Origin of the sequence: Amycolatopsis albispora (assembly GCF_003312875.1) — a bacterium.
Lineage (GTDB): Bacteria > Actinomycetota > Actinomycetes > Mycobacteriales > Pseudonocardiaceae > Amycolatopsis > Amycolatopsis albispora.
This window is the reverse complement of sequence record NZ_CP015163.1, coordinates 6,916,291-6,941,721: the sequence shown is the minus strand read 5'-3', so window position 1 is coordinate 6,941,721 and position 25,431 is coordinate 6,916,291. Positions and strand designations below refer to the sequence as shown.

General features: G+C 70.9%; 25 protein-coding genes. 8 read left to right on the top strand and 17 right to left on the bottom strand.

The annotated features are described in order from the left end of the window. Positions 1-100: 100 nt before the first annotated feature. Positions 101-886, top strand: coding sequence for an IclR family transcriptional regulator (locus tag A4R43_RS32865; protein ID WP_113695644.1), 786 nt, complete (start codon positions 101-103; stop codon positions 884-886). Here the strand turns inward: A4R43_RS32865 and A4R43_RS32860 are convergent. The 15 genes from A4R43_RS32860 to lanKC form a co-directional block, all read right to left on the bottom strand. Further along, entirely contained in the window at positions 877-1,845 is a 969-nt protein-coding gene (locus A4R43_RS32860; RefSeq protein WP_113695643.1) for a glutamate ABC transporter substrate-binding protein, read from the bottom strand. The two genes, A4R43_RS32865 and A4R43_RS32860, sit on opposite strands and share 10 nt — an antisense overlap. Then, positions 1,842-3,287: a hypothetical protein gene (locus A4R43_RS32855; protein ID WP_162788671.1), complete on the bottom strand. Its 1,446-nt coding sequence runs from the start codon at positions 3,285-3,287 to the stop codon at positions 1,842-1,844. Before A4R43_RS32855 ends, A4R43_RS32860 begins: the two co-directional genes overlap by 4 nt. A gap of 211 nt (positions 3,288-3,498) precedes the next feature. After that, positions 3,499-4,137 (bottom strand): response regulator, encoded by a 639-nt coding sequence (locus A4R43_RS32850; RefSeq protein WP_113695642.1) that lies wholly within the window; start codon positions 4,135-4,137, stop codon positions 3,499-3,501. After that, on the bottom strand, positions 4,134-5,246 hold the full coding sequence (locus A4R43_RS32845) for a sensor histidine kinase (protein WP_113695641.1): 1,113 nt from the start codon (positions 5,244-5,246) through the stop codon (positions 4,134-4,136). Before A4R43_RS32845 ends, A4R43_RS32850 begins: the two co-directional genes overlap by 4 nt. Before the next feature lie 129 nt (positions 5,247-5,375). After that, positions 5,376-5,579 carry a cold-shock protein gene (locus tag A4R43_RS32840; RefSeq protein ID WP_113695640.1) on the bottom strand — a complete coding sequence of 68 codons (204 nt, stop codon included), beginning with the start codon at positions 5,577-5,579 and terminating at the stop codon, positions 5,376-5,378. A 249-nt stretch (positions 5,580-5,828) separates the two neighbouring features. Continuing rightward, positions 5,829-6,005: a hypothetical protein gene (locus tag A4R43_RS43000; RefSeq protein WP_162788670.1), complete on the bottom strand. Its 177-nt coding sequence runs from the start codon at positions 6,003-6,005 to the stop codon at positions 5,829-5,831. 101 nt (positions 6,006-6,106) lie between these two features. Next, positions 6,107-7,717, bottom strand: a complete 1,611-nt coding sequence (locus A4R43_RS32835; RefSeq protein WP_236809294.1) for a thiamine pyrophosphate-dependent enzyme — start codon at positions 7,715-7,717, stop codon at positions 6,107-6,109. Between the two features lie 143 nt (positions 7,718-7,860). After that, positions 7,861-8,400 (bottom strand): hypothetical protein, encoded by a 540-nt coding sequence (locus tag A4R43_RS32830; protein WP_113695638.1) that lies wholly within the window; start codon positions 8,398-8,400, stop codon positions 7,861-7,863. A 34-nt stretch (positions 8,401-8,434) separates the two neighbouring features. Next, positions 8,435-9,664, bottom strand: coding sequence for a hypothetical protein (locus A4R43_RS32825; protein WP_113695637.1), 1,230 nt, complete (start codon positions 9,662-9,664; stop codon positions 8,435-8,437). Then, a complete protein-coding gene (locus A4R43_RS32820) occupies positions 9,664-10,281 on the bottom strand; it encodes a DUF3558 domain-containing protein (RefSeq protein ID WP_113695636.1) in 618 nt (205 codons plus the stop codon). Before A4R43_RS32820 ends, A4R43_RS32825 begins: the two co-directional genes overlap by 1 nt. Then, positions 10,281-10,751: a hypothetical protein gene (locus tag A4R43_RS32815; RefSeq protein ID WP_113695635.1), complete on the bottom strand. Its 471-nt coding sequence runs from the start codon at positions 10,749-10,751 to the stop codon at positions 10,281-10,283. Before A4R43_RS32815 ends, A4R43_RS32820 begins: the two co-directional genes overlap by 1 nt. Positions 10,752-10,869: 118 nt before the next feature. After that, positions 10,870-12,585, bottom strand: coding sequence for an ABC transporter ATP-binding protein (locus tag A4R43_RS32810; protein ID WP_113695634.1), 1,716 nt, complete (start codon positions 12,583-12,585; stop codon positions 10,870-10,872). Beyond that, positions 12,582-14,243 carry an ABC transporter ATP-binding protein gene (locus A4R43_RS32805; protein ID WP_113695633.1) on the bottom strand — a complete coding sequence of 554 codons (1,662 nt, stop codon included), beginning with the start codon at positions 14,241-14,243 and terminating at the stop codon, positions 12,582-12,584. The genes A4R43_RS32810 and A4R43_RS32805 overlap by 4 nt, the downstream gene beginning before the upstream one ends. A gap of 140 nt (positions 14,244-14,383) precedes the next feature. Continuing rightward, complete coding sequence (locus tag A4R43_RS32800) at positions 14,384-14,530, bottom strand: SapB/AmfS family lanthipeptide (RefSeq protein ID WP_113695632.1); 147 nt, start codon at positions 14,528-14,530, stop codon at positions 14,384-14,386. Between the two features lie 21 nt (positions 14,531-14,551). After that, the gene (lanKC, locus tag A4R43_RS32795) at positions 14,552-17,122 is read right to left on the bottom strand and encodes a class III lanthionine synthetase LanKC (protein ID WP_113695631.1); all 2,571 of its coding nucleotides are present in this window, start codon (positions 17,120-17,122) and stop codon (positions 14,552-14,554) included. 465 nt (positions 17,123-17,587) lie between these two features. Between lanKC and A4R43_RS32790 the strand changes: the two genes are divergently transcribed. The 5 genes from A4R43_RS32790 to A4R43_RS32770 all read left to right on the top strand — a co-directional run bounded on the left by A4R43_RS32790 (position 17,588) and on the right by A4R43_RS32770 (position 20,322). Next, on the top strand, positions 17,588-17,917 hold the full coding sequence (locus tag A4R43_RS32790; RefSeq protein WP_236808423.1) for an ArsR/SmtB family transcription factor: 330 nt from the start codon (positions 17,588-17,590) through the stop codon (positions 17,915-17,917). Continuing rightward, positions 17,914-18,156: a hypothetical protein gene (locus A4R43_RS32785; RefSeq protein WP_113695630.1), complete on the top strand. Its 243-nt coding sequence runs from the start codon at positions 17,914-17,916 to the stop codon at positions 18,154-18,156. The genes A4R43_RS32790 and A4R43_RS32785 overlap by 4 nt, the downstream gene beginning before the upstream one ends. A gap of 113 nt (positions 18,157-18,269) precedes the next feature. Next, on the top strand, positions 18,270-18,995 hold the full coding sequence (locus A4R43_RS32780; RefSeq protein ID WP_113695629.1) for a GNAT family N-acetyltransferase: 726 nt from the start codon (positions 18,270-18,272) through the stop codon (positions 18,993-18,995). After that, positions 18,992-19,708, top strand: a complete 717-nt coding sequence (locus A4R43_RS32775) for a lysophospholipid acyltransferase family protein (protein WP_113695628.1) — start codon at positions 18,992-18,994, stop codon at positions 19,706-19,708. Before A4R43_RS32780 ends, A4R43_RS32775 begins: the two co-directional genes overlap by 4 nt. Further along, positions 19,693-20,322 carry a DedA family protein gene (locus A4R43_RS32770; RefSeq protein ID WP_113695627.1) on the top strand — a complete coding sequence of 210 codons (630 nt, stop codon included), beginning with the start codon at positions 19,693-19,695 and terminating at the stop codon, positions 20,320-20,322. The genes A4R43_RS32775 and A4R43_RS32770 overlap by 16 nt, the downstream gene beginning before the upstream one ends. Here A4R43_RS32770 and A4R43_RS32765 read toward each other — a convergent pair. Continuing rightward, entirely contained in the window at positions 20,309-20,905 is a 597-nt protein-coding gene (locus A4R43_RS32765; RefSeq protein WP_236808422.1) for a TetR/AcrR family transcriptional regulator, read from the bottom strand. The two genes, A4R43_RS32770 and A4R43_RS32765, sit on opposite strands and share 14 nt — an antisense overlap. A gap of 44 nt (positions 20,906-20,949) precedes the next feature. Here A4R43_RS32765 and A4R43_RS32760 point away from each other — a divergent pair, with 44 nt between their 5' ends. Both A4R43_RS32760 and A4R43_RS32755 read left to right on the top strand, forming a co-directional pair. Then, positions 20,950-21,909: a hypothetical protein gene (locus A4R43_RS32760; RefSeq protein ID WP_113695625.1), complete on the top strand. Its 960-nt coding sequence runs from the start codon at positions 20,950-20,952 to the stop codon at positions 21,907-21,909. Between the two features lie 27 nt (positions 21,910-21,936). Next, positions 21,937-23,541 carry an Hsp70 family protein gene (locus A4R43_RS32755; RefSeq protein ID WP_113695624.1) on the top strand — a complete coding sequence of 535 codons (1,605 nt, stop codon included), beginning with the start codon at positions 21,937-21,939 and terminating at the stop codon, positions 23,539-23,541. A 42-nt stretch (positions 23,542-23,583) separates the two neighbouring features. On the opposite strand, the gene A4R43_RS32750 is transcribed toward A4R43_RS32755, so the two are convergent. Beyond that, a complete protein-coding gene (locus A4R43_RS32750) occupies positions 23,584-25,428 on the bottom strand; it encodes an OmpL47-type beta-barrel domain-containing protein (RefSeq protein WP_113695623.1) in 1,845 nt (614 codons plus the stop codon). Between the last annotated feature and the right edge of the window lie 3 nt (positions 25,429-25,431).

Below are 25,431 nucleotides of genomic sequence, written 5' to 3'. Positions count from 1 at the left end.
TTGGCGGCGAACGCCGAAGTTACGTTCACGGCCGACCGGTCACAAGGGGCATAGGCCGAATCGGAATGGACGTTGCGCTGGTGGCAACTAAGCTGGGCGGGTGCCCCGGGATCCGCAGCGAGGAGCTGGTCTCCGCCGGGATTTCGCCCTGCTCGAGGCGCTCGCCTCCCCGGAGGCCGCCGCCGAGGGCGGGCTCGGCGTGCTCCGGCTGGCCGAGCTGACCGGCCGCGAGAAGAGCCAGGTGTCCAGGGCGATGCGGGCGCTGGCCGAGGAGGGCGTGGTCGAGCGGCACCCCGGCACGCTGCGTTACCAGCTCGGCTGGCGGCTGTTCGCGCTGGTCTCCCGGGCCGCCCAGACCCGGCTGGAGCGGCAGGCCGAACCGGTCATGCACCGGCTCGCCGCCGAGGTCGAAGAGACCACGCACCTGTGTGTGCTGCGGGAAAACGGCGTGCTGACGGTGTTCTCGGTGTCGCCCGGGCACTCGTTCCGGCTGGCGGGCAGCGAAGGGCATTCGACGCACTCGGCGTGCACCTCGGTCGGCCGGGTGCTGCTGACCGAGCTCAGCCCGGACGAGCTGCACATCCGGTTCGGCACCGACGAACCGCTCTGCGCCGAGCACCCGATCCGCCCGCACAGCATCGCCGAGCTGTGGGTCGAGCTGAACCGGGTGCGCGAGCAGGGCTACGCCGTGGTCGACGAGGAGTACGAACCGGGCCTGGTCGGCGTTTCGGCGCCGATCCGGGACTTCCGCGGCCGCGCGGTGGCGGCGCTGAACATCGCCGCGCCCAAGTCACGCCTCGGCGACCGCCTGCACGACGCGGGCCGCCGCACCCGGCGCGCGGCGGGCGAGATCTCGCTCCTGCTCGGGCACCGGCCTCAGCGGTAGGTCGGCGGCGGCGGGTTCGCCGGGCCGAGGCTTTCCGACAGCCAGCGGTTGTAACTCTCCTGCCACGGCCCCGCGCGCACGGTGTCCAGCACCGCGTTCACGAACTTGATCATGTCGGTGTTCTGCTTCGGCACCCCGATCCCGTAGGACTCCACGGTGAACGGCTCGCCGACCACCTCGGTCGTCGGGTCCTGCTCGGCCATGCCGGCCAGGATGGTGTCGTCGGTGGAGATCGCGTCCACCTGGTTCTGCTGCAGCAGCACCACGCAGTCCGACCAGTTCTCCACGGTCACCAGCACCGGGTTGTTCGGATCCGCGGCGATCATCTTCGACGAGGTCGAGGTGCTCGTCGCGCACACCTTCTTGCCCGCGAGGTCGGCCAGGCTGCGCACGTTCGCGTTCTTCGGCGCGAGCAGCCGCTGCCCGGCGGTGTAGTAGACCGACGAGAAGCCGACGTCCTTGAGCCTGCTGCAGGTGATGCTGAACGTCCGCACCACGATGTCCACCTCGTTCTGCTTCAGCAGGTCCACCCGCTGGGCCGAGGAGATCGCGCGGTACTGGATGTGCGAACGCCACGCGTTGCCGAAGATGGCCTTCGCCACCTCGTTCGCGATGTCGATGTCGAAGCCCTCGAGCGCGCCGCTGGTCGGGTTGCGGAACCCGAACAGGTAGGTGGTCTGGTCCACGCCGACGATCAGCTGCCCGCGTTCCTTGATCTTGTCCATGGTGGAGCCGGGCGGCATGCCGAGGCCCTCCGGCCGCAGGCTGGCCGTGGCGTTGCAGTCCTCGCCCTTGGGGTCGGGCGGTGGCTCGGCACCCACCACCACGTTCGCCGGGAGCGGCCGTTCCACCGACGCGATCGGCGCCGGTTCCACCGGGGTGCCCGCCCCGCCGCAGCCTGCCAGCAGCGCCCCCGCGGTGAGCAGCGCCAGTGCGAGCCGGGTCCTCTTGCGTGTCATCGGTACTCCATCAGCCTTTCCCGGATCCCCATCGTCGCACCGGCCGCGGCGATCACCGCGAGCACCGCGATCCCCGGTGCCAGCAGGGTCAGCGCGCTGTCGGCGAACGAGGTCTCGTCGACGAACTCCTGCCGGGCGTCCTTGATCACCGCGACCAGGCTTTCGTCCATCCGGAGGAACGCGCCGGTCGCGCCCCCGTTCACCCGCTCGTCGATGGCCAGGCTGACCGCCTCGGCGTACTTCCCGCTGTCGTCGTTCTCCCGCACCTTGCGGTGCGCCTCCAGCCAGGCGCCCGCCTCGTTGATCGCGCGGTCGACCTGCTCGGTGTTGCCCCCGTCGGCGGCCAGCGTGCGCAGTTCCCCGAGCAGCCCGCCCCTGCCGTCCTGGCCGACCATCTTCGCGGTCAGCTCGACGAATTCCTTCTCGTACTTGGCCCCGTCGCCACGGGCGACCAGGGTGAGCGTCTCGTCGGCGCGGGCCTGCTGCGCGGCGATCCGCGCCTGCACCGCGAGGTCCACCTGCCGGGTGCCGTTCTCCCCGCCGCTGCCGACCGCGATGCCCTGCACCACCAGGGCCACCGCGCTCCAGAGCAGCGCCAGCACCACCGCGCCGGTGGCCACCAGCAGCCCGACGTTGAGCACGCGGTTCGTCCGGCGCTTGAGGTAGATCTGCGTGGTGATCAGCGAGCCGAGCAGCGCCAGGATGAGCACGCCAGCCACCCACGGCACGCCGGTGGCGTCGTCCTGCTCCGCCATCAGCCGCTCGGTGTCGATGCGGTACAGGTCCGCCGCGGCGGGCAGGATCTTCGTCCGCATCAGCTCGGAGGCCTCGCGCAGGTAGGAGGCACCGGCCGGGAAACCCTGGCGGTTGTTCGCGCGGGCCGTCTCGATCAACCCCGTGTAGACCGGGAACTTCTGGTTGATCATGTCCACCTGGGCGGCCGCCTCGGGCACCCCGCCCGCGTCCGACGCCGCCTTCGCCAGCGCGGAACCGGCCTGCGCCACGTCCAGCTCGTACCGCTCGCGCAGGGCGGGCGGCTCGGTGCCGGTGGCGAGGAACGCGCTGGCCGCGGTCGCGTCGGCGTCCGACAGCGAGCGGTACACCTGCTGCGCCGCCACCGCCAGCGGTTCCCGGTGGTCGATCAGCTCGTTGATGGTGTCCTTCTTGTCCTGCACCGAGATCGCGCCGATGATGCCGGTGATCAGGGCGAGCAGGACCAGGCCGACGGCGAAGACCGACAGCCTGCCCGGGGTGGTCGCCGCCGACCGGACCACCGCGCGCACGGCCAGTCCCGGCAGCGCGAACAGCCCGGCGATCCCGGTCCGCGTCTCGGCGCCGGGGGCCCGCGGTGGTGGTTCGGCCCCCGGCCCGCGCTGCGGTCCGGGCGGGCGGGCAGGCGTCGCCACGGTGCCGGTGCTACCGGGGCTGCCGGTGCTCGTCATCGGATTCCTCCACCCCTCCTACGTCCGGCATGAACGTATAGGAGATCCGGTTGCCGGGACCACCGACCTGCGGGCCACAACCGAATTTTTGGCCGCGCCTCCGGCACGGCGGCGAGGTCGCCGTTGAGCCGGTCACTGGACCGGGGCACACCCGCCGGTCGGGCGGAGTCGATGTGCCCCGGTCCAGTGACCGGCGCGACCTCGCACGCAATCAGCTCAGCTCGTGCCGGTACGCATAGCGCACGGCCTCCGCGCGGTTGCGCACGCCGATCTTGGCGAAGGCGTTGTTGATGTGCGTTTTCACCGTGGTTTCGCCGATGAACAGCTTGGCCGCGATCTCGGCGTTGGTCAGCCCGCCGCCGATCAGGCCCAGCACCTCGGCCTCGCGGGCGGTCAGCCGATCGGGCGGCACCCGGGAGACCGGCGGGCCCGCCTCGAACGCTTCGACCAGGCGCTGGGTCACCGCGGGGTCGAAGGCCGACTGGCCGGCCGCCGCGCAGCGCAACGCCGAGGCGATCTCCGTGCGCCCGGCGTCCTTGGTCAGGTAACCGCGGGCCCCGGCACGCAGCGCGCCGCCGATCGAGTCGTCGTCGGCGTAGGTGGTCAGCACCACCACCGCGACGCCGGGGTGCTCGGCGCTGATCCGGGTGGTGGCCTCGACGCCGTCCAGCACCGGCATGCGCAGGTCCATCAGCACCACGTCGGCCTCGGTCCCGGCGGCGAGCAGGTCGAGCACCTGGCGGCCGTTCGCCGCGGTGCCGGTGACCAGCACGTCCCCGGCCATGCCGAGCAACGCGGCCAGCCCTTCGCGCACCGCCTGCTGGTCGTCCGCGACGATCACCCTGATCATCGGCGCACTTCCGCCGTCACCAGCCATCGATCTCCCCCGTCCGGTCCTGCGTTCAGGGTGCCACCGGCCAGCTCCAGTCGCTCGCGCATGCCGGTCAGCCCGAACCCGGTCCCGCGGGCGGGCCCGTCCGGCAGGTCGTTCGCCACCTGGAGGCGGACGCCCTGGTCACCGGCCCGCAGCTCGACCGCCACCGGCGTGCCGGGGGCGTGCTTGGCCGCGTTCGTCAGGGCTTCGCGGGCCACCGCGGTCAGCGCGACGGCAGCCACCGTCGGCACGGCGACCTCCCCGCACAGGTCCAGCTCGACCGGGCCGCGGTCACGCCGGTGCACCTCGACCAGCCGGGTCACCGCCTCCGGCAGCGACGGCAGGTCCTGTCGCAACGCGGCGACCGCCTCACGTGCCTCGCCGAGCCCGTCCACCGCCAGCCGCCGCGCCCGGCGGATGGTGGTGAGCGCGGCCTCGCGATCGTCGCGCTCGGCCAGCAGCGCTTCGGCCAGTTCGAGCTGAACCCCCAGCGCGCCAAGGGAATGCGCGAGCACGTCGTGGATTTCGCGGGCGATCCGGGTGCGTTCGTCGAGCGCGGCGGCCCTGGCGTGTTCGGCGTGCGCCCGGCGGGTCTGCTCGAGCAGCTGCTCGGTCTGCACCACGCGGAAGTCGGTCTGGCGGCGGCTCAGCCCGCACAACGCGGAGACGGCGACGGCGGCCGTCGCACCGCCGACGTCCCAGGCCGTCCGGTCCCAGAGCAGGCAGCCACCGCAGACGAGCACCAGGTCGGCGGCCACCACCACGCCGATCAGCCGGCCGCTGGCCACGGTGAGCCCGGCGAAACGGCCGATGGTGAGCAGGGTGATGATCGTCGCCGTCATGCCGGCGGCCGGACCGGCCAGCGCGGCGGCCGTCACGGTCGAGGCGATCAGCGCCGGCACGGCGATCCGCGGCCGGCGGCCGATGGTGGCCACGAAGACGAGCCAGGCCGCGGCCGACACCGCGTACCCGGCCCAGATCCAGGGGTCGCAATCCTCGGCGACCACCAGGAAAAAGGCGATCAGCACCGTGCCGACGCCCTGGATCACCACCCACGACGGCGCGATGCCACCGGAAAACTTCACCTGGTCAGCCTAAGCCGCGAACCGGCTCACCGGACCCGCCCGAGGGTGGAGAAACAGGTGGAGAAACGGCGAAGGGGCCGCCACCGGTAGCACGGTGACAGCCCCTTCGACGAAGAGCTGAGGGTCAGGTCAGAGGACGTTGACCGAGGTGGCCTGCGGGCCCTTCTGGCCCTGGCCGATCTCGAACTCGACGCGAGCGTTCTCCTCCAGCGTGCGGAAGCCGTTGCCCTGGATCTCCGAGTAGTGAACGAAGACGTCGCCGCCGCCGTTGTCGGGAGTGATGAAGCCGAACCCCTTCTCGGAGTTGAACCACTTCACGGTGCCCTGAGTCATATAAAACAATCTCCATGCGTAAAAACAAACGAGGGGCCAGGCCGGCACCCCGGGTCAAAACGGGACGGTTTGCCTTCCCCAGACCGGGGACGCACTACGCCCGCTAAGTCTTGCGAGCGGGCTGAGAAGAACGGGTGTCAGCACCCAGCACGAACACAAAAGCTTGAGACCACCAGAAGTAAAGCACACAACCGGGGCCGTCCGCCAGTGATGAGCCCGTCCGGGTGATCCAGCCCGCTCAACGGCGTGTCACTCCGCCGCCCGTCCACCGGCCGCGGCCTCCGCCGCGAACGGGGACCTGGTCACCGCGTCCCGGTCGGCCGCGCTGGTCATCGTCTTGATCGGCTCCGGCGCCTCGGTGTTGCTGAAGGCCACCGGCGCCACGCCCGAGGTCCTCGCCGGGTGCCCCGCTGCTTCGTTCCCCATGTTCGCCACCCTCTCTCGCGGACCCCGTACCACCGGTCCGTATGAGGCCGATTGTGCCACGCGAGACCGACAAAAACCGGTCAGCGAGAAGGCGTCGCGCGTCAGCTTTCCAGCCGAGACCGCAGCATGTTGCTCAGCCGCTGGTCGGGCGCGACCACGTCCGGATCGGTGCGCACGTCGACCACGCACGGCCGCTGCCGCATCAACGCGCTGGCCAGCGCCGGTTCCAGTTCCTCCTGGTCGTTCACGGTGTACCCGGCCGCGCCGAGACCCCTTGCCCAGGAAGCGAAATCCACCGTTCCGACGGCCACAGAGGACAATCGGCCGTGCGAGCGCGCCTGGTGCGCGGCGATCGCGCCGTACAGCCCGTTCTGGAACACCACCACGATCACCGGGGCGCGGTGGCGCACCGCGGTTTCGATCTCCTGCCCGGTCATCAGCGCACCGCCGTCACCGACCATGGCGACCACCGTCCGGTGCGGTTCGGCCAGTTTCGCGGCCACCGCGGCGGGTACCGCGTACCCCATCGCGCCGTTGCACGGGCCGAGCTGCGTCCGCGGCTGGGTGAAGCACCAGTACCGGTGCACGAAGGCGGCGAAGTTGCCCGCGTCGCTGGTCACCACGGTGTCCTCGGGGGCCAGCTGCCGCAGCGACCGCACCACGTCCGCCGGGTGCACCGGGCCGGAGGTGCCGCGTGGGGGCGGGCGCATGAACTCCTTGACCGCCTGGTGCGCCACCGTCCAGTTGCGCCGGCGTGGTTTGGCCGCCTGGCGCAGCTCGCTGAGGAACCGCGCGACGTCGGTGTCGACGTGGAAGGTCAGCCCCCGGCGGCGCGGGCCGGGGCGGCCGCCGCCGACCATCACCAGCGGCTGGGTGTAGGCCGGGTAGCGGTACCGCTGCGTGGTCACCTCGTCCAGCCGGGTGCCCAGCGCGAGCACCAGGTCCGCCTGCTCCAGCGCGCGCAGCTGCTCGTCCGGGATGCCGTGGCCGAGGTGGCCGAGGTAGTTCGGGTGGTTCTCCGGGAAGGCGTCCTGCCTGCGGAAGGCGGTGTAGACGGCGAGGCCGAGGTGGTCCACCGCGTCGATCAGCTGCTTGCGGGCCAGCCGCACGCCACCACCGGCGATGATCACCGGGTACCGCGCGTCGTCGACCAGCCGCGCCACCTCGCCGGCGAGCCGTTCCAGCGAGCCGGGCGGCACGGCGGCTTCGGCCGGGCGCTGCACCACGCTTTCGAAGGGGCGCGCCCAGAAATCGGCGGGCACCGAAAGCACCGCGGGGCCCTGGCGGCCGGTGTTCACCGCGTGCAGCGCTTCGGCGAGCAGGCCGGGCACCTCGTCGGAGGTGGCCGCCTGCGCGGTCCACTTGGCCAGTGGTGCGTACAACCGGACCAGATCGACCTCACCGAAGGTCTCCTCGCCGAGGTCGCCGGACGGCACCTGGCCGAGCAGCACCACCATCGGCGTCTCGTCCTGGAAGGCGGTGTGCACGGCGGCGGTCATGCTCGCCGCGCCGGGACCGCTGCCCGCCACGGCCACCGCGGGCGTGCCGCAGAGCTTGCCGTCGGCGTCGGCCATGAACGCGGCACCCGCTTCGTGGCGCGCGGAAACCAGGTTCAACCGGGGTTCCACCTGGAGCGCGTCGAGCAGATCGACCACGGATTCCCCGGGCACCGCGTACGCCCGCCGCACCCCGGCCTCGGCCAGGAGGCGCACCACCGTGCGCGCAACGGTCAACCCCATGCGGCGTGCCACCCTTCGGTCCGCCCGAGCCGGGTTAGCCTACCCGCTTCGAGCCGGAGACGATCAGGAAAATTGTGCCAGTCTTACTGGTGAGTAACAAGGGGCCGGAAGTCGGCTCAGCGGTCGGGAGCCGGGTCCACCAGCGGTCGCAGCGGGACCACCACGTGCTCGTTGAGCCATTCGCCGAGCCTGCTCAGCAACACCAGCGCCGCCGGATCCGGGCACCGCGCGCCGTCCACCTCTTCCCCGCGCGACCAGCACTGGACCCATTCGGTGAGCGCGATGCAGACGTCGAGCGCGGCCGAACCCCAGCGGTACCGGTCCTCCCAGCCGCGCAGTTCCACCACGCCGCCGCTGTCCGGCACCGCCGCCTCCACCTCGGCGAGCCGGTTCACCACCGGGAAAAGCAGTTCCAGTTCGGACAACCCGGCGGAACCACGCAACCGCAGGATCGCCGCCACCCGCGGATCCGGTTCGGGGTCCGGCAGCCCGGCCGCGTGCTGGTCGAGGCGGCGCCGGATGAGCGCGCGCACGGTGCCGACGTGCTCGCGGAACAGGCTCAGGTACCCCGGGTGGAAAACCCCGACCCAGTGCTCGCCGCGCCGGTCCCAGCTGACGCCGCCGTCGAAGGGATTCCCGTCCGTTTCCGCAGTCACCGCGGTAGGTTACGAGGCCTGGGCCACCACCCGGTTATTCGGGCTGCTGCTTCGATTCGCCGATCACCGGCGGGACCGGTTTCTCGGTGTCACCGCCGAACAACTCCTCCGGATCGGGGCCGGTCAGGTAGGGCGGGCGCTCGCGCTCCTTGTTGTCCTCACCGCGATTCCCACCGGGTGGGAGGCCGGTCATCGGGATGCTGGTGGCGGGTTTGGTTCCGGTGGTTGCACCACTGCGCGGGACGGCGGCGGCGGCCGGTTCGCCGGGGGTTCCGCCGACGAAGCGTCCCGGGGCAGGTGGGGTGGGCGGTTGTCCAGGGCCGCCTGTGGGTGTGGCGCTGGGAGTGTGGGGCGGTGTTACCGGCGGCGATTTTGGGCCTTCCGGTAGTGCGGCTGGTTGGTATGCCGCCGCTTTTGTGCCGTCCTGGGGAAGCGGTGTTTGCTGGCCGGGCAATTTTTCTTGTGGGAAACCGGTTTTTGGCGGTGGCTCGGGACTGGGGTGGTTGCCGATGGGGTGGGTCACGGGTTGATTGGTGCCGGGTTTCCCGGGTCTGGGGTGATTCGTGCCGGGGTGATTTGTGCCCGGTTGATTCGTGCTGGAGTGGCTGGCGTCGGGTTGCCCGTTGTCGGGTTGGCTCGAGTTGGGCAGACCGCCGCCAACTCCACCGGTCGGGCCGCCGGGCTGGCTACCGGCGGGAGGCGCGCCCTTGGCACCTCCGGCTTCGGCGAGTGAGATGGGCGCGCCGGGGTCAACCAATGGGGTGAACGAATTCGGCATGGTGTCGCCGTTGTCCATGCTCGTCGCGTGGTAACCGGCGAAGGCGTCGATGTTCTGCTGGGTTTTCGCCTGCCACTCGCCGAGCTTGTGGTTGTAGGTGTTCCAGTTGCCGGTGGTGATGGCCTCGACGACGTCGGCCGAAGTCAGCTCGGGCTTGTTCGGCGGCACGGGCACCACGCTGTTCTTCACCGTGCCGAAGGCGGACCCCTGATTGGCCACGGCCTGGTCTGCGTCGGACAACAGATCCGCGTCCTGGATCGACGCCTTCGCCAGCGGCGCGGCGGCGTTCGCGGCGGTGTTGCCCGCTTCGCCGGTCCAGCCATCCTGGATCTGGGCGGCCAGCTCGCCGACCATCTGCGCGCTCAGCATCAGATTCGTGCGCAGCACGTTGACCGCGTTCTGGGCTGCCTCGAGGTAACCGGTGCCGAGACCTCCGTTGATCTGCTCGTAGATCTGCGACGCGGTGAGCGACCCTTCCTCCACCATCACTGGGCTCCCTTGATGTTGCCGATGACCATCTCGGCGATCCCGTGCGCGTCCTCGCACGGATCCTTCTTCCCGATCTTGTCGTCGGACTGACCAACCACGATGTCCACCACCTGACGATCGGTAACCCCCACCGCCACATGGCAGCGGCCGTGCTCCCAGTCGCCATCCACCCCCGCGGCCGTCACACCCCAGGCCACCGCGGGATAACCACCGGCCGGAGACAGCACCCGGAACAGCCCACCCTTGTCCTTGCCAAGGTAGAAGTTGCTGATCCCCAACTCGGTCGTTTTGAGGAAGGTAACCGTGACGTGCGGGTTGACCCCATCACGGCGCCAAGTGCACGTGGGACCGGCGGCATTCTTGACCTCACCAGTCGGTGTAGCCCCGAACAGTCCGGCCAACTGCTCCTCGGTGAGGCTGTCGCACGGGGCCAGCTCGAACCGGCCGGTGTCCAGCGGGCTCTCCACCTTGGGCGCACCAGCGGTGGGCAACTGGGGCTCAGCCGCCGAAGATGTCGGCGTCATCGAACCGGGCGCCAGGATCGGCTTGCCTGGTTCCATGCCGCACCCGGCGATGACCACAAGCAGCGCGGCCAGCGCGATGCCGCGGCGCATCAAAGCGTCCCGCCTTCCTGGTTTTCGAGCTCTTCACGGGCTCGCGTTTCGGCCTCGCCGTATTGGCCCGCGGCCGCCAAGAACTTCTCGGCTTGCACTTGGCAGTAGTCACGTCGAACGATCAGCATGTGCCAGAGGGCCCCGCCGGTGCCGCGCACCTTCTCCGCATGACCCGCACTGGCGTAGTCGGCTCCCGGCCCTTGAGTCGTCTCGATCTGCTCGGCCAACTCCAGGGAATCGTCGAACAGCTTGGCCAAGTCCTGCCATTTCTTCGAGATGGAGACCAGGAGGTCCGGGCTGAACGAGTAGCCACCGGGCGGTGCGTGCACTGCCTCGCCAGTGGCATATGCCACTTTACCCAGGTTTGCCGCAGCTTCGGCGAGGGGGTCCAGGAAACCGCTGCTCGTGGCCGGCGTGTAGGGCGGCGGGCGGTCGGGAGCAGTCAAGATGGTCGCCTCCCCCGTGACCATCGGTGATCAACATATTGCTATGCGTCACTTGCCTTCTGCAATTTACCCGACCGCCGGGGAGGTGGCGTGAGATTCAACACAACGGCCGCGAGATTCAACACAACGGTCTACGAAAGGATTAGGAAGCCTGCACTCGGGCGGGTTTCCACGCGGCCATCATCGCCGCGTAGCGGGCTGAGCTGGCGATCAAACCCTCGTGGGTGCCGAGCAGGGTGTGGTCGCCGTCCATCACCAGGAGGCGGTTCGCGCGTAGCGCCGAGCTGAGCCGGTGCGCGATGACGACCAGAATACCGCCCCGGGCCGCGAAGGCCCGTTCGGCGTGGGCTTCGGCGGCGGGATCGAGGTGGGCGGTGGCCTCGTCCAGGATGATCACCTCGGCCCGGCTGGCGTAGACCCTGGCCAGCCCGAGCAACTGCGCCTGCCCGGCGGAAAGTCCTTCGGCGCCGTGGCCGATTTCCCCGTACAGCCCGCCCAGTGCGTCCACCAGGTCCCCGGCGCCGACCGCGCACGCGGCTTCGTACAGCCGTTCGTCGGTGGCCTCGGGGGCCAGCAGCGCCAGGTTCTCCCGCACGGTCCCGGCAAAAACGTAGGCCTCCTGCGGGATCAGCGCCACCATCCGGTGCACGGTCGCGGCCCGCACCGAGCGCACCGGCACCCCGCCGAGCCGCACCTGGCCGTCCTGCGGTTCGAGCTGCCCGGTGAGCAGGCCCGCCAAAGTCGACTTGCCGATCCCGCTCGGGCCGACCACCGCGAGGTGGTCACCCGGCACCAGATCGAGATCCAGCCCGCGCACCACCGGTTCCGCGTGCTCGCCCCAGCCGAAAGTCAGTCCACGCACCGAAATCGACGCGCCCACCGGTTCGGCGTCACCACCCGGCGCGGGTGGTTCACCGGCCACTTCGGACAGTCGGCGGACCGCGACCAGCAGGCGCAGCACCACCGTGCTCGCGGTGGACGCCAGGCCCTGCAACGCGGGCTGCATGGTGGTGGCCAGGTAGACCAGCGAACCGAGCGCGGCCCCCGCGGTCAGCTCCCCGGCGGCCACCATGCCGGGCGCGTTCAGCAGCACCAGCACCAGCGGGCTGAACCCGCCGACGGCGATCACCAGCGTGCGCATCGCGGTCGCCTGCGCCATCCGCACCGCCGCCCGTGCCTGGTCGTCGACCGCCTCGAACACCGCCATGCCCGCGGTCTGCTCGGCCCCGCAGGCGACCACGTCCCGCATGCCGACGAGCACACCCCCGGCGACCTCCGCCGTGCGTTCGTCGGCGATGGCCACCGCGCGCTGGCGTGCCGCGAGCGCGGGCAGCAGGCAGGCGAACAACGTCAGCGCGGTCAGCACCGGGATCGCCACCAGCCACGCCAGCCCGCCTGCGACGGTGAACAACCCGGCGAGCGCGGCGACCGTGGTCACCAGCATTCCCCGTGCCTGCACCAGAAGTCCGGCGGTGGCGTCGCGGATGACCTCGACGTGCTGCGTGATGCGTGCGACCCCGCTGGCGTCGGGCGCGTTCCGGCTGGTGGCGCCGTTGCGCAGCACACCGCCGACCACCGCGGTGACCAGCGCGTCGCGAATGGGCTCGATCACCATGCCGAGCTGCCGCCACACCAGCCGCGACCCCAGCGCGCCGAGCACCGCGACCAGCGCGAACACCAGCAGCCACAGCACGCCGGTCAGCGGCGCGCCAGCCGCGAAACCCCGGTCGACGGCGAGCGCGACCAGCCGCCCCGACAGGAACGCGGGCACGCTTTCCAGCACCGAGCAGCCGAGCAGCACCAGCCCGCCACGCCACTGCCTGCCCAGCGACCCCCAATACAACCGAACGACGCTCATGCATCGTCCTCGGTGAAAACCGAGCGGTAGCCGGGTTCCTGCCACAGCACCTCGTGCGGACCGACCGCGCGCACCCGGCCGTTTTCCAGCCACGCCACCAGATCCGCGCGTGCCGCCGTGGCCGCGCGATGCGTGACCACCAGCCGTGTCCGGCCCGGCAGCGCGTTCTCGATGGCCTCGTCGACCCGCACCTCGGTGACCGTGTCGAGGCTGGCCGTCGCGTCGTCGAGCACCAGCACCCGCGGGTTGCGCACGAGCGCGCGGGCCAGGCCCAGCCGTTGTGCTTCCCCGCCGGACAACGGGGTTTCCGACAGTGGCGTTTGGTAACCGTCGGGCAGGCGCACCACCAGATCGTGTACTTGCGCGGTCCGGCACGCGTTGCGCACGGCGATCTCACCCGCCCACGTGCCGTACGAAACCGCGTCGGCCACCGTGCCGCCGAGCAGCGCGGGCCGTTCGAACGCGTAAGCCACGTAGTACCGCAGCACCTCGGGACGCAGGCGGCCGGTGGACACGCCGTCGAGCAGCACGCGCCCCTCCTCCGGCCGGATCAGCCCGCCGACCACCCCCACCAGCGCGGACTTGCCCGAGCCCGATTTCCCCACCACGGCCAGAAAAGTACCGCCGGGAATGGTCAAGTCCACTTCGGACAGTGCGCCCGGCACGGTCACCCGCCGCAGTTCCACCGAGCCGGGACCGGGCCGCACGTCGGCGCGCCCGCGGTGCGGCAGCGGCGTGGCGAGCACCTCGCTGATCCGCTCGGCGCACGACCGCGCCCTGGCGAGCGTGGTGAGCAACGGGATCTGGCCGACCAGGCCCATGCCGAGCGCGACGTACCCGAGCGCGGCGAGCACGTCCCCGACGGTCAGGCGGCCGTGCAGCACCCCGAACCCGGCGGCGACCAGCACCGCGACCTCGACCGCGGGCAGCAGGAGCGCGGCACGCCAGATCATCCGAGCCTGCGTCTGCCACATCCCGGCCCCGGCGCGGGCGAGTTCGGGCAGCGGGCGCAGCACCCGGCGCGTCTCCCGGTCGGCGGTGCCGGAGGCGGCGATGGTCCGCAGCCCGCGCACCGCGTCGAGCAGGCGCGCGGAGATCTCGCCGGACACGCGCTGGTAGGTCAGCACGTCGTCGGCGGTGTGGCGCAGGTGGGAGCGGGCCAGCCAGAGCGCGACCGGCACGCTGCCGAGGAAAACCAGCGCGAGCCGCCAGTCGAGCACCGCCAGCAGCACGATGGCACCGGCGGACAGGCAGGCCGCGGAACCCAGCTGCACCAGGATGGAGGCGACCGAACCGGCGCTCACGCAGTCGCCGGTGAGCCTGCTGATCGCGTCGCCGTCGGCGAACCGCGACCGCGTGCCGAGGCCGAGCAGGTGCCGGGTGAGCCGTCGCCGCAGTGCCGCGGTGGCCGTGCTGGTGACGGCGACGGTGAGCAGTCCGCCGAGCACGTCGGCGGTGATGTCGACGGCGCCGAGGCCGAGCAGCCACAGCACCCGCGGCCAGCTGCGCTGACCGGAGATCGCGGCGTCCACCGCGTTCGCGAGCGCGCCCGGCAGCAGCAGGCCCGCCGCGGTGGCGGTGAGCGCGGTCAGCAGGACCAGGCCCAGCCGGGTGCGGTCCGCGCCGGCCACCTCGGCCAGCAACCGGTCACCCCGCATCCGCGTGTCCCACCTTCCGAACTCCGCTGTTGCCCAGCCACGCCATGGGGTTGGATGGCGAACGCGGGAGCGGCGCACTTGGCCTGTGCCGCTCCCGCGTCCCAGCCAGCCGTGGTCAGCCGCGACTAGCCCTGACTAGCTCAGTGGCAGGTCAGCAGCGAGACGGTGCTGTTGTTGCAGGAGGCGAGCAGGCTCAGGTTCGAACCGCCACCGCCGCCACCGCTGCCGCCGCCCAGCTGGGGGGCCTCGGTGTCTTCCATGGCCTGCAGGTCCAGAACGAGCTCCATGGGAGTTCCTTTCGTTGGTGTTCATCCGCCGGTCGTGCTCGACCGGGGTCCGTGGGACAGGAACGGCAGCACCGCGCCGTGCCCGTCGAGGGTGGCGGCCAGGGCGAGGAGCACCCCGGCACCGCCGGTGTAGAGGTCCATCGACAACCGGAGCAGCTGGTTGCCGGGGAAGGCGAGCCCGTCCCGGTACGGCAGCGCGTACCAGGCGAACCGCGAAAGGTGCAGGTCCACCGCGGCGCGCGCGACCGGGTCTCCGGTGCGCCTGACCTCGGCGTTCAGCGTGGCCAGCAGCCCGGCGCGGCCGAGCATCAGGCCGGGGTGGATGACGAACTCACCGCGGCAGGCGTCCAGCAGCCGCGGCAGGTTCGCCAGGCAGTCGGCGTCCGGCCGGTGCGCGGCCAGTTCCTCGGCCGCCAGCGCCACGCCGGCGCTGCCCATGCCGACGTAGGGCAGGGTCCGGGATTCGCCGTCGCGCACCTGGAGCGAGCCGTCGTCGGCGGGCACGCACTCCTGGAGATCACGTTCGACCGCCTGCTCCGCGAGGTCCAGCCAGGTCCGCTCGCCGGTGGCCTCGAACAACCGCACGAACAGCAGGCCGGGGCCCGACCAGCCGCTCATCAGCCCGGCCCTGGCGAACTTCAGCGGTCCGGCGTCGGCGGCCAGCGCGCGGCCGAGCCGTTCGCCGATGTCCAGCGCGGTCTGCCGGAACTCGCCGTCCTGCCGGGTTCCGGCGAAGTGCAGGTAGTTCAGCCCGATCCCGGCCAGGCCGCCTTCGAGGTTGTGGTCGGTGGTCGCCTCGACCAGGTGCCGCGAGGCCGCGATCAGCTCGTCGGCCCGCTCGTGGTGGCCGAAGTTCTCCAGCACGTAGGCGATGCCGTGGGTGCCGTCGTAGAAACCGGGGCGGCTGGGCGGGTTCCGGCGCACCGTTTCGAGCAGCCACTGCTCGTGCTCGGGGTAGCGGCCTTCACCGGTGACGTGCAGCGCGTGCAGCACGCCCGCCGCGCCGTAACCGAAGCCGAGCCCGCCGACCTCGAACTGCTGGATGTCCCCGGGGAACAACCGGTCGTGCCGGTCCGGCGTGGCGCTGGCCAGGATCGCGGTGGCGATCGACTTGCGGACCACCGCCCAGTCGGGCTTGGGCTCGTCGAGCTGGGTGAGCGCGGGCGGCACGTCCTCCCCGCGTGGCGCGAGCACGTCGAGGATGCGGCGGCCGTACCCCTCGGGCAGCGGGAACCGGCGCTCGGCGAAGTCCACCAGCGGCGCGAGCTTGGCGGGCGCCAGTTCGAGGATCGTGTTGAGCGGCAGGAACAGCCACAGCCGGAGCGCGGCCAGCGCGTACTCGTCGATCTCGAACCCGGTGCGGTCCCGCTGCGCCCGGAAACCGGGGGCGCCGAGCGCCGGCTTGGTCTCCTCCTCGATCCCGGCCGCGAGTTCGAAGTCGATCAGCGAGACCGTGTCCTGCCCGTCGGTGTCGTCGACCAGGATGTTCAGCGCGTGCAGGTCACCGAAGACCACCCCGCGTTCGTGCACCGCGGCGACCAGTCGCTCGACGCGGCCGATCAGGGCCAGCGCGCGCTCGGTGTAGTCCGCGATGTCCTGCTCGGTGGCATCTCGCCTGGTCAGCGGGTAGTTGCGGGCCAGCCAGGCGCCGACCGGCTTGCCGGGTACGAACCGCATGGCCAGGAAGTGGTGCTCCCAGACCTGGAACCGGTCGTAGACCTCGGGAATGCCGGGAATGTCCGCGAGCCGCCGCAGGATCCGGTGCTCGCGCTCGAGCCGGGCCACCGCGTCCACCAGGTCGCGGTCCAGGCCGGCGTGCGGGCGGGCCTCCTTGAGCACCAGCTCGTGGTCGTCGGCCAGCCGGTTCGCCAGGTAGACCCCGCCGCCGTTGGAAAAGTGCAGTGATTTGGACACGCGGTACGGGAACTGCGCCGGGTCGCCGCCCTTGCGGGCCGCCAGGTGCGGGGCGAGACATTCCGGCAGCTCGACCCAATCCGGCACGGAAAACGTCGGACCGCGCTTGTCCGGCACCAGCGTGCCGTCCGGCTTGCTGATGGCCAGCACCCGGGTGCCGTCGGCTTCCACCCACTGCTCGGCAAAACCACCGTAACGGGTGTAGAGCGGCCCCTCGCCGTAACGCAGGTCGCTGAGAATGTACGGGCCGGCTTCACCTGTCAACTCAGCGGAAAGGTCGGCGAGCACTCGTTCGAGGCACTCTTCGTCCGGCGGGTAAATTGTTACCAGTTTGCCGCTTCCGTCCCGCGGCGCATATTTCGAATTGCGCGCGAGCAGGATCGACCTGGTGCGCAGGTGCTTGAAGGCGATGCGGTGCTCGAAGCAGTAGGCGGCCACCGCCCGCAGCACCCGGTCGGCGTTGTCCATCACCGCCGACACGTGGACCTTCCAGCCCTGAGCAGGCAAAACCGCGTCGTCCGGGGACAGCGAGCGCCAGATGCCGCGCTCACCGGACCGCCAGTGCGGGCCCGCCGGCGGCACCACGGCGGCAAAATCGTCGTCCGCCTTGCCGACGTCGCGCTGTTCGTCGAAGAACAGCGGATCCGCGAAGCAGAATGCTTCGTACCGGAGGTCCATCCAGCAGGAACCTTTCTCAAGGGCGATTTCCCGGCGCCGATCGGCTTTGGGATGCCGCAATATTCCCGCATGCCGGGGGGCCGGTGGCCAATCCGCCATTTCGGCGTTTCGGCCGAGCCGTCCGGACCATCGGCACTGGGCGTACTGACGAGTAAGTCAACACTGCGTCAGCACCGGCAGAAGTTGGTTCACCCGGTCGGTGCGTAACGAGCGAGGTCATCAGCGAAGCCGCTGGTAGGACCGCTTAAGGAATGCGCACTAATTCATTCTAACGAGGAGGCCCGATTTGGTGATCGCTTTTCCGGTCGTATCGTACGATCGCCGTAATCGGCGTCAACCCCGGTGACGGCAGAACTACCCACACGCGCCCGGCTCAGGGGTGAACCCTGAGTTCTCCCGGAGATCCACCGCGAGCGATGGCCGCGACCCCCGTGGACCTGTCAGCCTCTCCTTACACGTGAGGGGATGAGCTCGATGCCCGAGACCGGGGACGCGCTGCTGCGCGTGCTGACCGCGCTGGCGAACCCCCACCGGCTGCGCGTGCTCGGCGCGCTGGCCGGTGGCCGCCAGTACGTCAGCAGGCTGGCCAGGGAACTCGGCATCAGCAGGCCGCTGCTGCACATGCACCTCCAGCGGCTGGAAGCGGCGGGGCTCGTCACCGGCACGCTGGAAACCGGTGAGGACGGAAAACTCATGAAGTACTTCGAGGTCACGGAATTCACGCTCCGGCTGAGCCCGGCGGTGATCGCCGCCGCGGTGCCGACCCTGTCCGACCGGCCGGGGGAGGACCGATGAGCTGGCAGGAAACCGCCATCACGATGGTCGCCATCACCTTCGGCATGACGCTGCTCATCGTGCTGGTGCTGCAGCTGAGCAAGATCATCGGCACGGTGGTGTCGGCGCGCCGCGAGCGGGTGCTCCGCGAACTGGCCACCGAGCTGCGGGCGGGCCAGGAACACCTCAGCGCCGAAGTCGCCGAAATCCGCCGCGTCGTCGAAGAAACGGGACGGAGGGTGCGCGAAGTCGACTACTAACCAGACCGCACAAAAAGGGGCCGCCGAGCGGGAACTCGGCGACCCCGGACGAAGACACCGCACGCGCGCAGCGCTGACCACGATCCGCGCGTGTGTTACCGAGAGAGGCACACATGTCTTCCTTGTCGATGCTACCCGTGCGCGCCGGGGTCTACACGACCTCCATCGCGCACACCGGCGAGCAGCTCCGCGCCGCGCAGCGGCTGCGGCACCGCGTGTTCGCCGGTGAACTCGGCGCCCGGCTGGCCGGCGAATTCGACACCGACGAATTCGACCGGTGCTGCGACCACCTGATCGTCGAGCACGAGCCGACCGGCGAAGTGGTCGGCACGTACCGGCTGCTGCCGCCCGGCCGCAGTGATTTCCTGTATTCGCAGAGCGAATTCGAGTTGGGCGCGCTGGACCCGTTGCGTGGTTCGCTGGTGGAGCTGGGCCGGTCCTGCGTGCACCCGGACCACCGCGGTGGTGCGGTGATCGGTCTGATGTGGACAGCCGTGGCGCGGTACGCGCACCTGGCCGGGCACCGCTACCTGGCTGGCTGCACCTCCGTTCCGCTCGCCGACGGCGGGCTGGCGGCGGCCTCGGTGCTGGCCCTGTCGGCGAAGCACGCCGGGCCGTACGAAGTGACGCCGCACCTGCCGTGGATTCCCACGGTCACCGGCCGTCCGGCGTATGCGCTGGTGCCGCCGCTGTTGCGGGGTTACCTCCGGCTGGGCGCGTGGATCTGCGGAAAACCCGCGCACGACCCGGATTTCGGCGTGGCGGACTTCTTCACCCTGCTGCCGCTGGACCGGATCGACGACCGCTACCTCCGCTACTTCCTCGGTGCGGCGCGATGATCCACAGCCCGTGCACACCCCTGTGCATAACCGATCCGCTGCCGCCGGTCGACGCCGCCGTCTCCGCCCGCCGTGCCGCCCGGCTGGTTTCCGCCGCGGTACACGGAGATCTGCGTGACCGGTCGTGGCGCGCGTTGCGCGCGCTGGACGTGGCGCTCGACGATTCCGCTTACACCCCAAGTGAACCCGGCACGCTGGTGGTCGCCAACCACATCTCGTGGCTGGACATCCCGGTGTTGCTGGCGGTGACCGACGCGGTGTTCGTGGCCAAGCGCGAGGTGGCCACGTGGCCATTCATCGGCGGGCTGGCAAAGCGCGCCGGGACCCGGTTCATCGACCGGCACAGCCTTCGCGGACTGCCGGGAACGGTGGCGGAACTGGCGCACACCCTGCGCTCCGGCCGGTCCGTGATGGTCTTCCCGGAGGCCACCACCTGCTGCGGAGTGCATTCGGTGCCGTTCCGCCGGGCGGCCTTCCAGGCGGCGCTGGACGCGGGCGCGCCGGTCCAGCCGGTGCACATTTCCTACTGGCAGGGCGAATTCCCCAGTACCGTGCCCGCGTTTGTCGGCGACGACACCGTGGTCACTTCGCTGCGCCGGGTGCTGCGCGCCCGTGCTCTCGGCGTCCGGATCAGCTCCAGCCCGCCGCTGGCCCCGTTCGGGGACCGGCGCCGCCTCGCCGCACTGGCCCAGCGCCCATGCTTGATCTCCTGAACTCGTTCGCCGCGCTGGTGTCCGGCGCGCTGGGTTCGCCGTGGCTGTGGGTGCTGGTGTTCTTTGTGTCCGCTTTGGACGCTCTGCTGCCGTTCATGCCCAGTGAGACCACGGTGATCACCGTCGCGGTGCTGCTGGGCCAGGACGCACCGAGCCTGGTGGCGCTGGCCGTGCTGGCGGCGGCCGGGGCGCTGGCCGGCGACTGCCTGAGCCACGGCATCGGCCGCCGGGCGGGCCCGCGTGCGGTCGCGCGCCTGCAACGCGGCGAACGCGGGCGGCGGCGGTACGCGTGGGTGCGGGACAAGCTGGCCAGGCACGGCACCACGCTGATCATCGCCGGGCGGTACCTGCCCGGTGGACGGGTCGCGGTCGGCCTGGCCACCGGCAGCCTGCGGTACCCGCTGCGGCGGTTCGTCGCGCTGGACGCGCTCGGGGCGTCGATCTGGGCGGGGTACAGCGTGCTGGTCGGCTACCTGGGCGGGGCGAGCTTCGCGGGCAAGCCGGCGATGGGCCTGCTGGTCGCGTTCGGCATCGGCCTGGCGACGGTCGCCGTGGTCGAAGTGACCCGGCGGCACTACACGCGACGGGACCGCGGCAAAGTCAGCCAGTCGTGAGGGAGCCGCCGGTGAGCCAGGTGAGGAGCTGGCGGAATTCCGCCAGCTGTTCCGCCGCGTTGAAGCCCTCTTCGTCGGCGGCGAGATAGGTGGCGTCCGCGACGCGCTGAATCCACGAAGCCACCCTGTCCGGCGCGAAGGCCAGCCGCGACGGGTCCATTCGCGCGAGCAGTTCGGTGAGCGTGGCGCGGATGCGCAGCTCGTCCGCCGCGACCAGCTCGGCGAACTCCTCGTCCTGGTTGATCTGCAGCAACGCGGCCGCCATCAGGCCGGGCACCAGCGGGTCGGCGAGGTCGGCCATCAGGTGCTCGGTCACCTGGCGCAGCCCGTCGGCCGGGTCGTCGGCGGCCAGCGCCCGCTCGCACACCTCCGCGTTGCGTGCCAGGTCGTCGCTGAACAGCGCGTGGAAGATGTCCCGCTTCGTCGGGAAGTAGTGGAACAGCGTGCCGGAGCCGATGCCCGCGCGACGGCAGATGTCCGCGGTCGAGGTGCCCTCCAGCCCGGCCAGCGCGAACTCCTGGGCGGCGGCTTCGAGGATCCGGGCTCGCTTGCGGGCGTGCTCCTCGGGATTGACGGTGCGCATCGGCACCAGGATAACCCATTACTAGAGCAGGTACTCTGCTTTACATGGACATCCGGGGCATTTCGTACACCGTGGGTGAGCGTGACCCGGCCGAGGACCTGCGGGTCATCCGCGAAGAACTCCACTGCACCACGGTGTTGCTGGCGGGCACCGACAGCGCGGCCCAGCTCGCCGCCGCCGAACGGGCGCTGGACCTCGGGCTCGACGTGTGGCTCGAACCGCAGCTCGGCGACCGGCCCTTCGACGAGGTCCTCGCCTGGATCGCCGAGACCGCGACCGGCGCCGAGGCGCTGCGCAAGCGGTATCCGGGCCGGGTCACCCTGGTGGTGGGCTGCGAGTACTCGCTGCGCCTGTCCGGCATGCTTCCCGGTCCGCGCGAATTCATCCGTCTCCAGGTGTTGATCCGCTGGCGAAGGTTGTTCGACCGCCGGATCACGCGTGTGCTCAACCGCCTCCTCGCCCGCTCGGTGGCCGTCGCCCGCGGTGCCTTCCACGGCCCGATCACCTACGCGGCCGGGTACTGGGAGCAGGTCGACTGGTCGCCGTTCGACCTGGTCGGCGTCAACCTCTACCGGATGGGCGCCGACCCGGCGGCCTACGAACGGCGGCTGCGCGAACTCGTCCAGTGCACCAGCAAACCGGTCGTCATCACCGAGTTCGGCTGCGGCGCGTTCACCGGCGCCGACCGTCGCGGCCCCGCCTCGTTCCTCATCGTCAACTGGTTCGCCACCCCACCGCGCATCCGGAAGGGCCACCGGCGCGACGAGCACACGCAGGCCGCCTACCTGGGCGAACTGATCGACCTCTACGAACGCGCGGGCGTGCACGGCGCCTTTGTGTTCACCTACTGGATGCCGGACTTCCCGCACCACCCCGACGATCCCGAGCACGACCTCGACATGGCCGGGTTCGGCGTGGTGAAGGTGACCGCGGACGGCACGCACCACCCCAAGGCGGCGTTCACCGAAGTGGCACATCGCTATTCGGCCACAACGGCCTCCTGACGACCATCGGCTCAGTACCGTCGCGCCGTGCGAGAACTCGCTGTCGACTTCGGGACGTCCAACACCGTGGCCGCACTGCGGACCGGCGGCGGACCGGCCCGGCTGCTGTTGTTCGACGGGTGGCCGGTGCTGCCGTCGGCGGTGCTGCGCGGCCGTGACGGCGGCCTGGTGGTCGGCCGCGAAGCGATCCGCGGCGCGCGTCTGGATCCGGCGCGGTTCGAACCCCATCCGAAGGAGCGCGTGGACGACGGTGAGGTGCTGCTCGGCGACGCCGCCGTGCCGGTGGTCTCGCTGATCGCGGCGGTCCTGCGCCGGGTCGCCGCCGAAGCCCCCGCACCCGACCGCGTGGTGCTCACCCATCCGGCCGACTGGTACAGCACGCGCCGCGCGGTTCTGCTGGCCGCCGCGCGCGAAGCCGGTTGGCACGGTGACGTGCGGTTGGTCGCCGAGCCGGTCGCGGCCGCGTCCCAGGGCGCCGACGTTCCGCCGGGGCAGGCGGTCGCGGTGTTCGACATGGGCGGCGGCACCACCGACGTCGCGGTCCTGCGGCGGACGGCCACCGGCTGGGACGTGCTCGCCGAGGCTGGCCTGCCCGACTTCGGCGGCCGCGACCTCGACCAGCTGCTGCTGGACCACCTCGGCGTGCACCAGCACCAGGACCTGCGCGCGGCCAGGATGCTCGCCGAGGACGTGCGGGCGGGCAAGGAAGCGTTGTCGCAGTACGCGCAGACCGACATCCCGCTGCCCGAGCCGCTGCCCGACGCGCACGTCACCCGGCAGGAGCTGGAAACCCTGGTCGAACCGGCGCTGCGGCGGGCGGTCGAGCTGCTCGCGGAAACCGCCGGTTCGACGCCGCTCACCGCGATCCACCTGGTCGGCGGGGCCACCCGCATGCCGCTGGTGGCGCGGCTGATCAACCAGCGCCTCGGCGTGCTGCCGACCATCGTCGACTCGCCGGAAACCTGCGTGGCACTGGGCGCACTGGGACCCGCGAGTCCACAGTGGACCCACCCACCACACGGAGTCCGTCCGCCCGTGCCCGTTCGCCAGCCCGAAGCCAAGAAGAAGCCGGTGGCGGCGGCGATCGTGGTGGCCGCCCTGCTGGCCGCAGGCGGCGTGACCGCGGCGGTCCTGCTGCGCCCGGACACCGTCGGCACCGCGGTGGCCGGGCCGTCCTCGGCGCCACCCAGCCCGGCGCCCGCGGCCTTCCGCGACGACCAGGACCTGATCGCCTTCGCCGGACCGGCCGCCGCGAAAGCCGCCGACTGCGTCAACGCCATGGGCACCGCCAGCCAGGGCGACCTCTATTCGGCCCGCAACCACGTGCGCTGCCGGTTCGAGATCGACGGTGTCGCCTACTTCGCGAACTACCTGTCGTCGGACAGCCCGCAGACCTGCCAGCAGCTGAGCCAGGAGTTCCTCGAACTCCCCGGCGCGCAGTGGCTGAGCGAACAGGACTGGAGCGAGGGCGGCCTGCGCGGCAAGGCGCACGACATCACCGCGGACAGCGGGAACACCGTGCTCTGGTACACCGCCACCAACTCGGTGTGCGCCTTCTTCGGCCCCGGCACCGACCACAGCCCGTCGATGCAAGTGGTCCACCAGGCCTGGAAAACGACCGTGGGTGCGTAGGAAACCCTACGCACCCACGGATCAGGAAGAACTCAGAAGAACTCAGACGGCCTTCGCGGTCTGCGTGCCGACGTCCGAGTTGATCGCCGCGGTGACGATCCGGTCCCGCTGATCGCTGGTGATCACGCCGTTGGTGACCAGTTCCCTGGTCACCGCCTTCACGTGCCGCACGAACTTGGTGTGCGTCGCGTACTCGGCGTTCTCGGCGATCACGTCGTTGATCGTGCAGCCGTTGCCGATGTCCACGTTCTTCACCTGGCTGTCGATGCCGCCGATGATCACCGTCGCCCGCAGGTCCGAATCCGGGCAGACGTCCTGCCCCGGCCCGGAACCGCCCTTGACCACGGTGAACGTGCCGGTGCGCGCGTCGGCCACGTTGCCTTCCTTGTCCGACGCCCGGTACGTGACCGTGTGCGTGCCGACCGCGGTCACCTCGAGCGGCGCGGTGTAGGCGGCCCACGCGGTCCCGTTCAGCTGGTACTCGACCTTGTCCACGCCGGATCCGGTGTCGGTGGCGGTCAGCGTCACCGTCGCCTTGTCCACGTAGGCCCAGTTCGAGTTCTGCACCCCGGTCACCGCCATCGAGGTCTTGGGCGGCTCGACGTCCCCGCTGCCCTCGACGATGGTGAACGCGGACGAGCCCTCGGCGGAGGCGTTGCCCGCCTTGTCCGTGGCACGGAACTTCACCGTGTGCTCGCCGAGCGCGGTCACCGGAACCGGTGCCGTGTAAGCGGTCCACGCGCCGCCGTCGAGCGCGTACTCCACCTTGTCCACGCCCGAACCCTCGTCGGTGGCGTTCAGCTTGACCGAAGCCGAGCCGACGTAGGCACCCTCGGAGTTCTGCGTGCCCTCGATGACCGCGGCGACCACCGGCGGTGTGGTGTCCTCGCCGCCGCCCTCTTCGACGACGGTGAAGTGCGCCATGCCTTCGGCCGAGGTGTTGCCCGCCTTGTCGGTCGCGCGGTGGTGCAGCATGTGCGCGCCCGGCGTGGAGACCACCACCGGTGCGGTGTAAGCGGTCCACGCACCACCGTCGAGCTGGTACTCCACCTTGTCGACGCCGGAACCCTCGTCCGTGGCGGACAGTTCCACCGAAGCGGAACCGACGTAGTTGCCGTCGGGATCCTGCGTGCCGGTCACCTTCGCGGTGACGACCGGCGGTGTGGTGTCACCGCCACCGCCGTCCTCGACGACGGTGAACGACGCCATGCCTTCGGCGGAGGTGTTGCCCGCCTTGTCGGTCGCGCGGTAGTGGACCATGTGCGCGCCCGGCGTGGAGACCACCACCGGTGCGGTGTAGGCGGTCCACGCGCCGCCGTCGAGCTGGTACTCGACCTTGTCCACGCCGGAGTTGTCGTCCGTGGCGGACAGTTCGACCGCCGCCGAGCCGACGTAGTTGCCGTCGGCGTCCTGCGTGCCGGTCACCTTCGCGGTGACCACCGGCGGCGTGGTGTCCTCCCCGCCACCGCCTTCGGTGACCACGAACTCGCCCTGCATGGAGCTGTGCCCCGGCAGCGCGCAGAAGTACCGGTACTTGCCCGGCGTCAGGTTCACCGTGAGCTCGTGGCGGCCGTTGTTCGCGTCGGTCGGGCTCGCCGTGATGTTCACCTGGGCGTCGTGGTTGTACCCGGGCGTGGAGGTGTCGAAGGTCAGCGTGTGGAGCATCCCGGTGTCGTTCCCGGTCGCCGCGCTGTTCTCGAAGACGATGGTGGTCTCGCCGGCCACCGCGGTGGTGGGGGCGGAGGTGTAGTGGGTGACGTTCTCATCCGAGGTCCAGGTCAGCGTCTGGGCCGCGGCGGCCACTGGCGACGACGCCGACGCCGGCACCACCACCAGCCCCAGCATGGTCAGCGCCGCCGCCAGCGCGGCGAGCATTCGTCGGGACATAGC

Excerpts from the sequence above, each read along its gene's own strand:
- A4R43_RS32815 (WP_113695635.1), bottom strand. The coding sequence starts at position 10,751 with ATGGTCACGGGGGAGGCGACCATCTTGACTGCTCCCGACCGCCCGCCG.
- A4R43_RS32775 (WP_113695628.1), top strand. The coding sequence starts at position 18,992 with ATGATCCACAGCCCGTGCACACCCCTGTGCATAACCGATCCGCTGCCG.
- lanKC (WP_113695631.1), bottom strand. The coding sequence starts at position 17,122 with ATGGACCTCCGGTACGAAGCATTCTGCTTCGCGGATCCGCTGTTCTTC.
- A4R43_RS32770 (WP_113695627.1), top strand. The coding sequence starts at position 19,693 with ATGCTTGATCTCCTGAACTCGTTCGCCGCGCTGGTGTCCGGCGCGCTG.
- A4R43_RS32850 (WP_113695642.1), bottom strand. The coding sequence starts at position 4,137 with ATGATCAGGGTGATCGTCGCGGACGACCAGCAGGCGGTGCGCGAAGGG.
- A4R43_RS43000 (WP_162788670.1), bottom strand. The coding sequence starts at position 6,005 with ATGGGGAACGAAGCAGCGGGGCACCCGGCGAGGACCTCGGGCGTGGCG.
- A4R43_RS32825 (WP_113695637.1), bottom strand. The coding sequence starts at position 9,664 with ATGGTGGAGGAAGGGTCGCTCACCGCGTCGCAGATCTACGAGCAGATC.
- A4R43_RS32860 (WP_113695643.1), bottom strand. The coding sequence starts at position 1,845 with ATGACACGCAAGAGGACCCGGCTCGCACTGGCGCTGCTCACCGCGGGG.
- A4R43_RS32790 (WP_236808423.1), top strand. The coding sequence starts at position 17,588 with ATGAGCTCGATGCCCGAGACCGGGGACGCGCTGCTGCGCGTGCTGACC.
- A4R43_RS32760 (WP_113695625.1), top strand. The coding sequence starts at position 20,950 with ATGGACATCCGGGGCATTTCGTACACCGTGGGTGAGCGTGACCCGGCC.
- A4R43_RS32820 (WP_113695636.1), bottom strand. The coding sequence starts at position 10,281 with ATGCGCCGCGGCATCGCGCTGGCCGCGCTGCTTGTGGTCATCGCCGGG.
- A4R43_RS32805 (WP_113695633.1), bottom strand. The coding sequence starts at position 14,243 with ATGCGGGGTGACCGGTTGCTGGCCGAGGTGGCCGGCGCGGACCGCACC.
- A4R43_RS32780 (WP_113695629.1), top strand. The coding sequence starts at position 18,270 with ATGTCTTCCTTGTCGATGCTACCCGTGCGCGCCGGGGTCTACACGACC.
- A4R43_RS32840 (WP_113695640.1), bottom strand. The coding sequence starts at position 5,579 with ATGACTCAGGGCACCGTGAAGTGGTTCAACTCCGAGAAGGGGTTCGGC.
- A4R43_RS32855 (WP_162788671.1), bottom strand. The coding sequence starts at position 3,287 with ATGACGAGCACCGGCAGCCCCGGTAGCACCGGCACCGTGGCGACGCCT.
- A4R43_RS32765 (WP_236808422.1), bottom strand. The coding sequence starts at position 20,905 with ATGCGCACCGTCAATCCCGAGGAGCACGCCCGCAAGCGAGCCCGGATC.
- A4R43_RS32785 (WP_113695630.1), top strand. The coding sequence starts at position 17,914 with ATGAGCTGGCAGGAAACCGCCATCACGATGGTCGCCATCACCTTCGGC.
- A4R43_RS32800 (WP_113695632.1), bottom strand. The coding sequence starts at position 14,530 with ATGGAGCTCGTTCTGGACCTGCAGGCCATGGAAGACACCGAGGCCCCC.
- A4R43_RS32750 (WP_113695623.1), bottom strand. The coding sequence starts at position 25,428 with ATGTCCCGACGAATGCTCGCCGCGCTGGCGGCGGCGCTGACCATGCTG.
- A4R43_RS32810 (WP_113695634.1), bottom strand. The coding sequence starts at position 12,585 with ATGAGCGTCGTTCGGTTGTATTGGGGGTCGCTGGGCAGGCAGTGGCGT.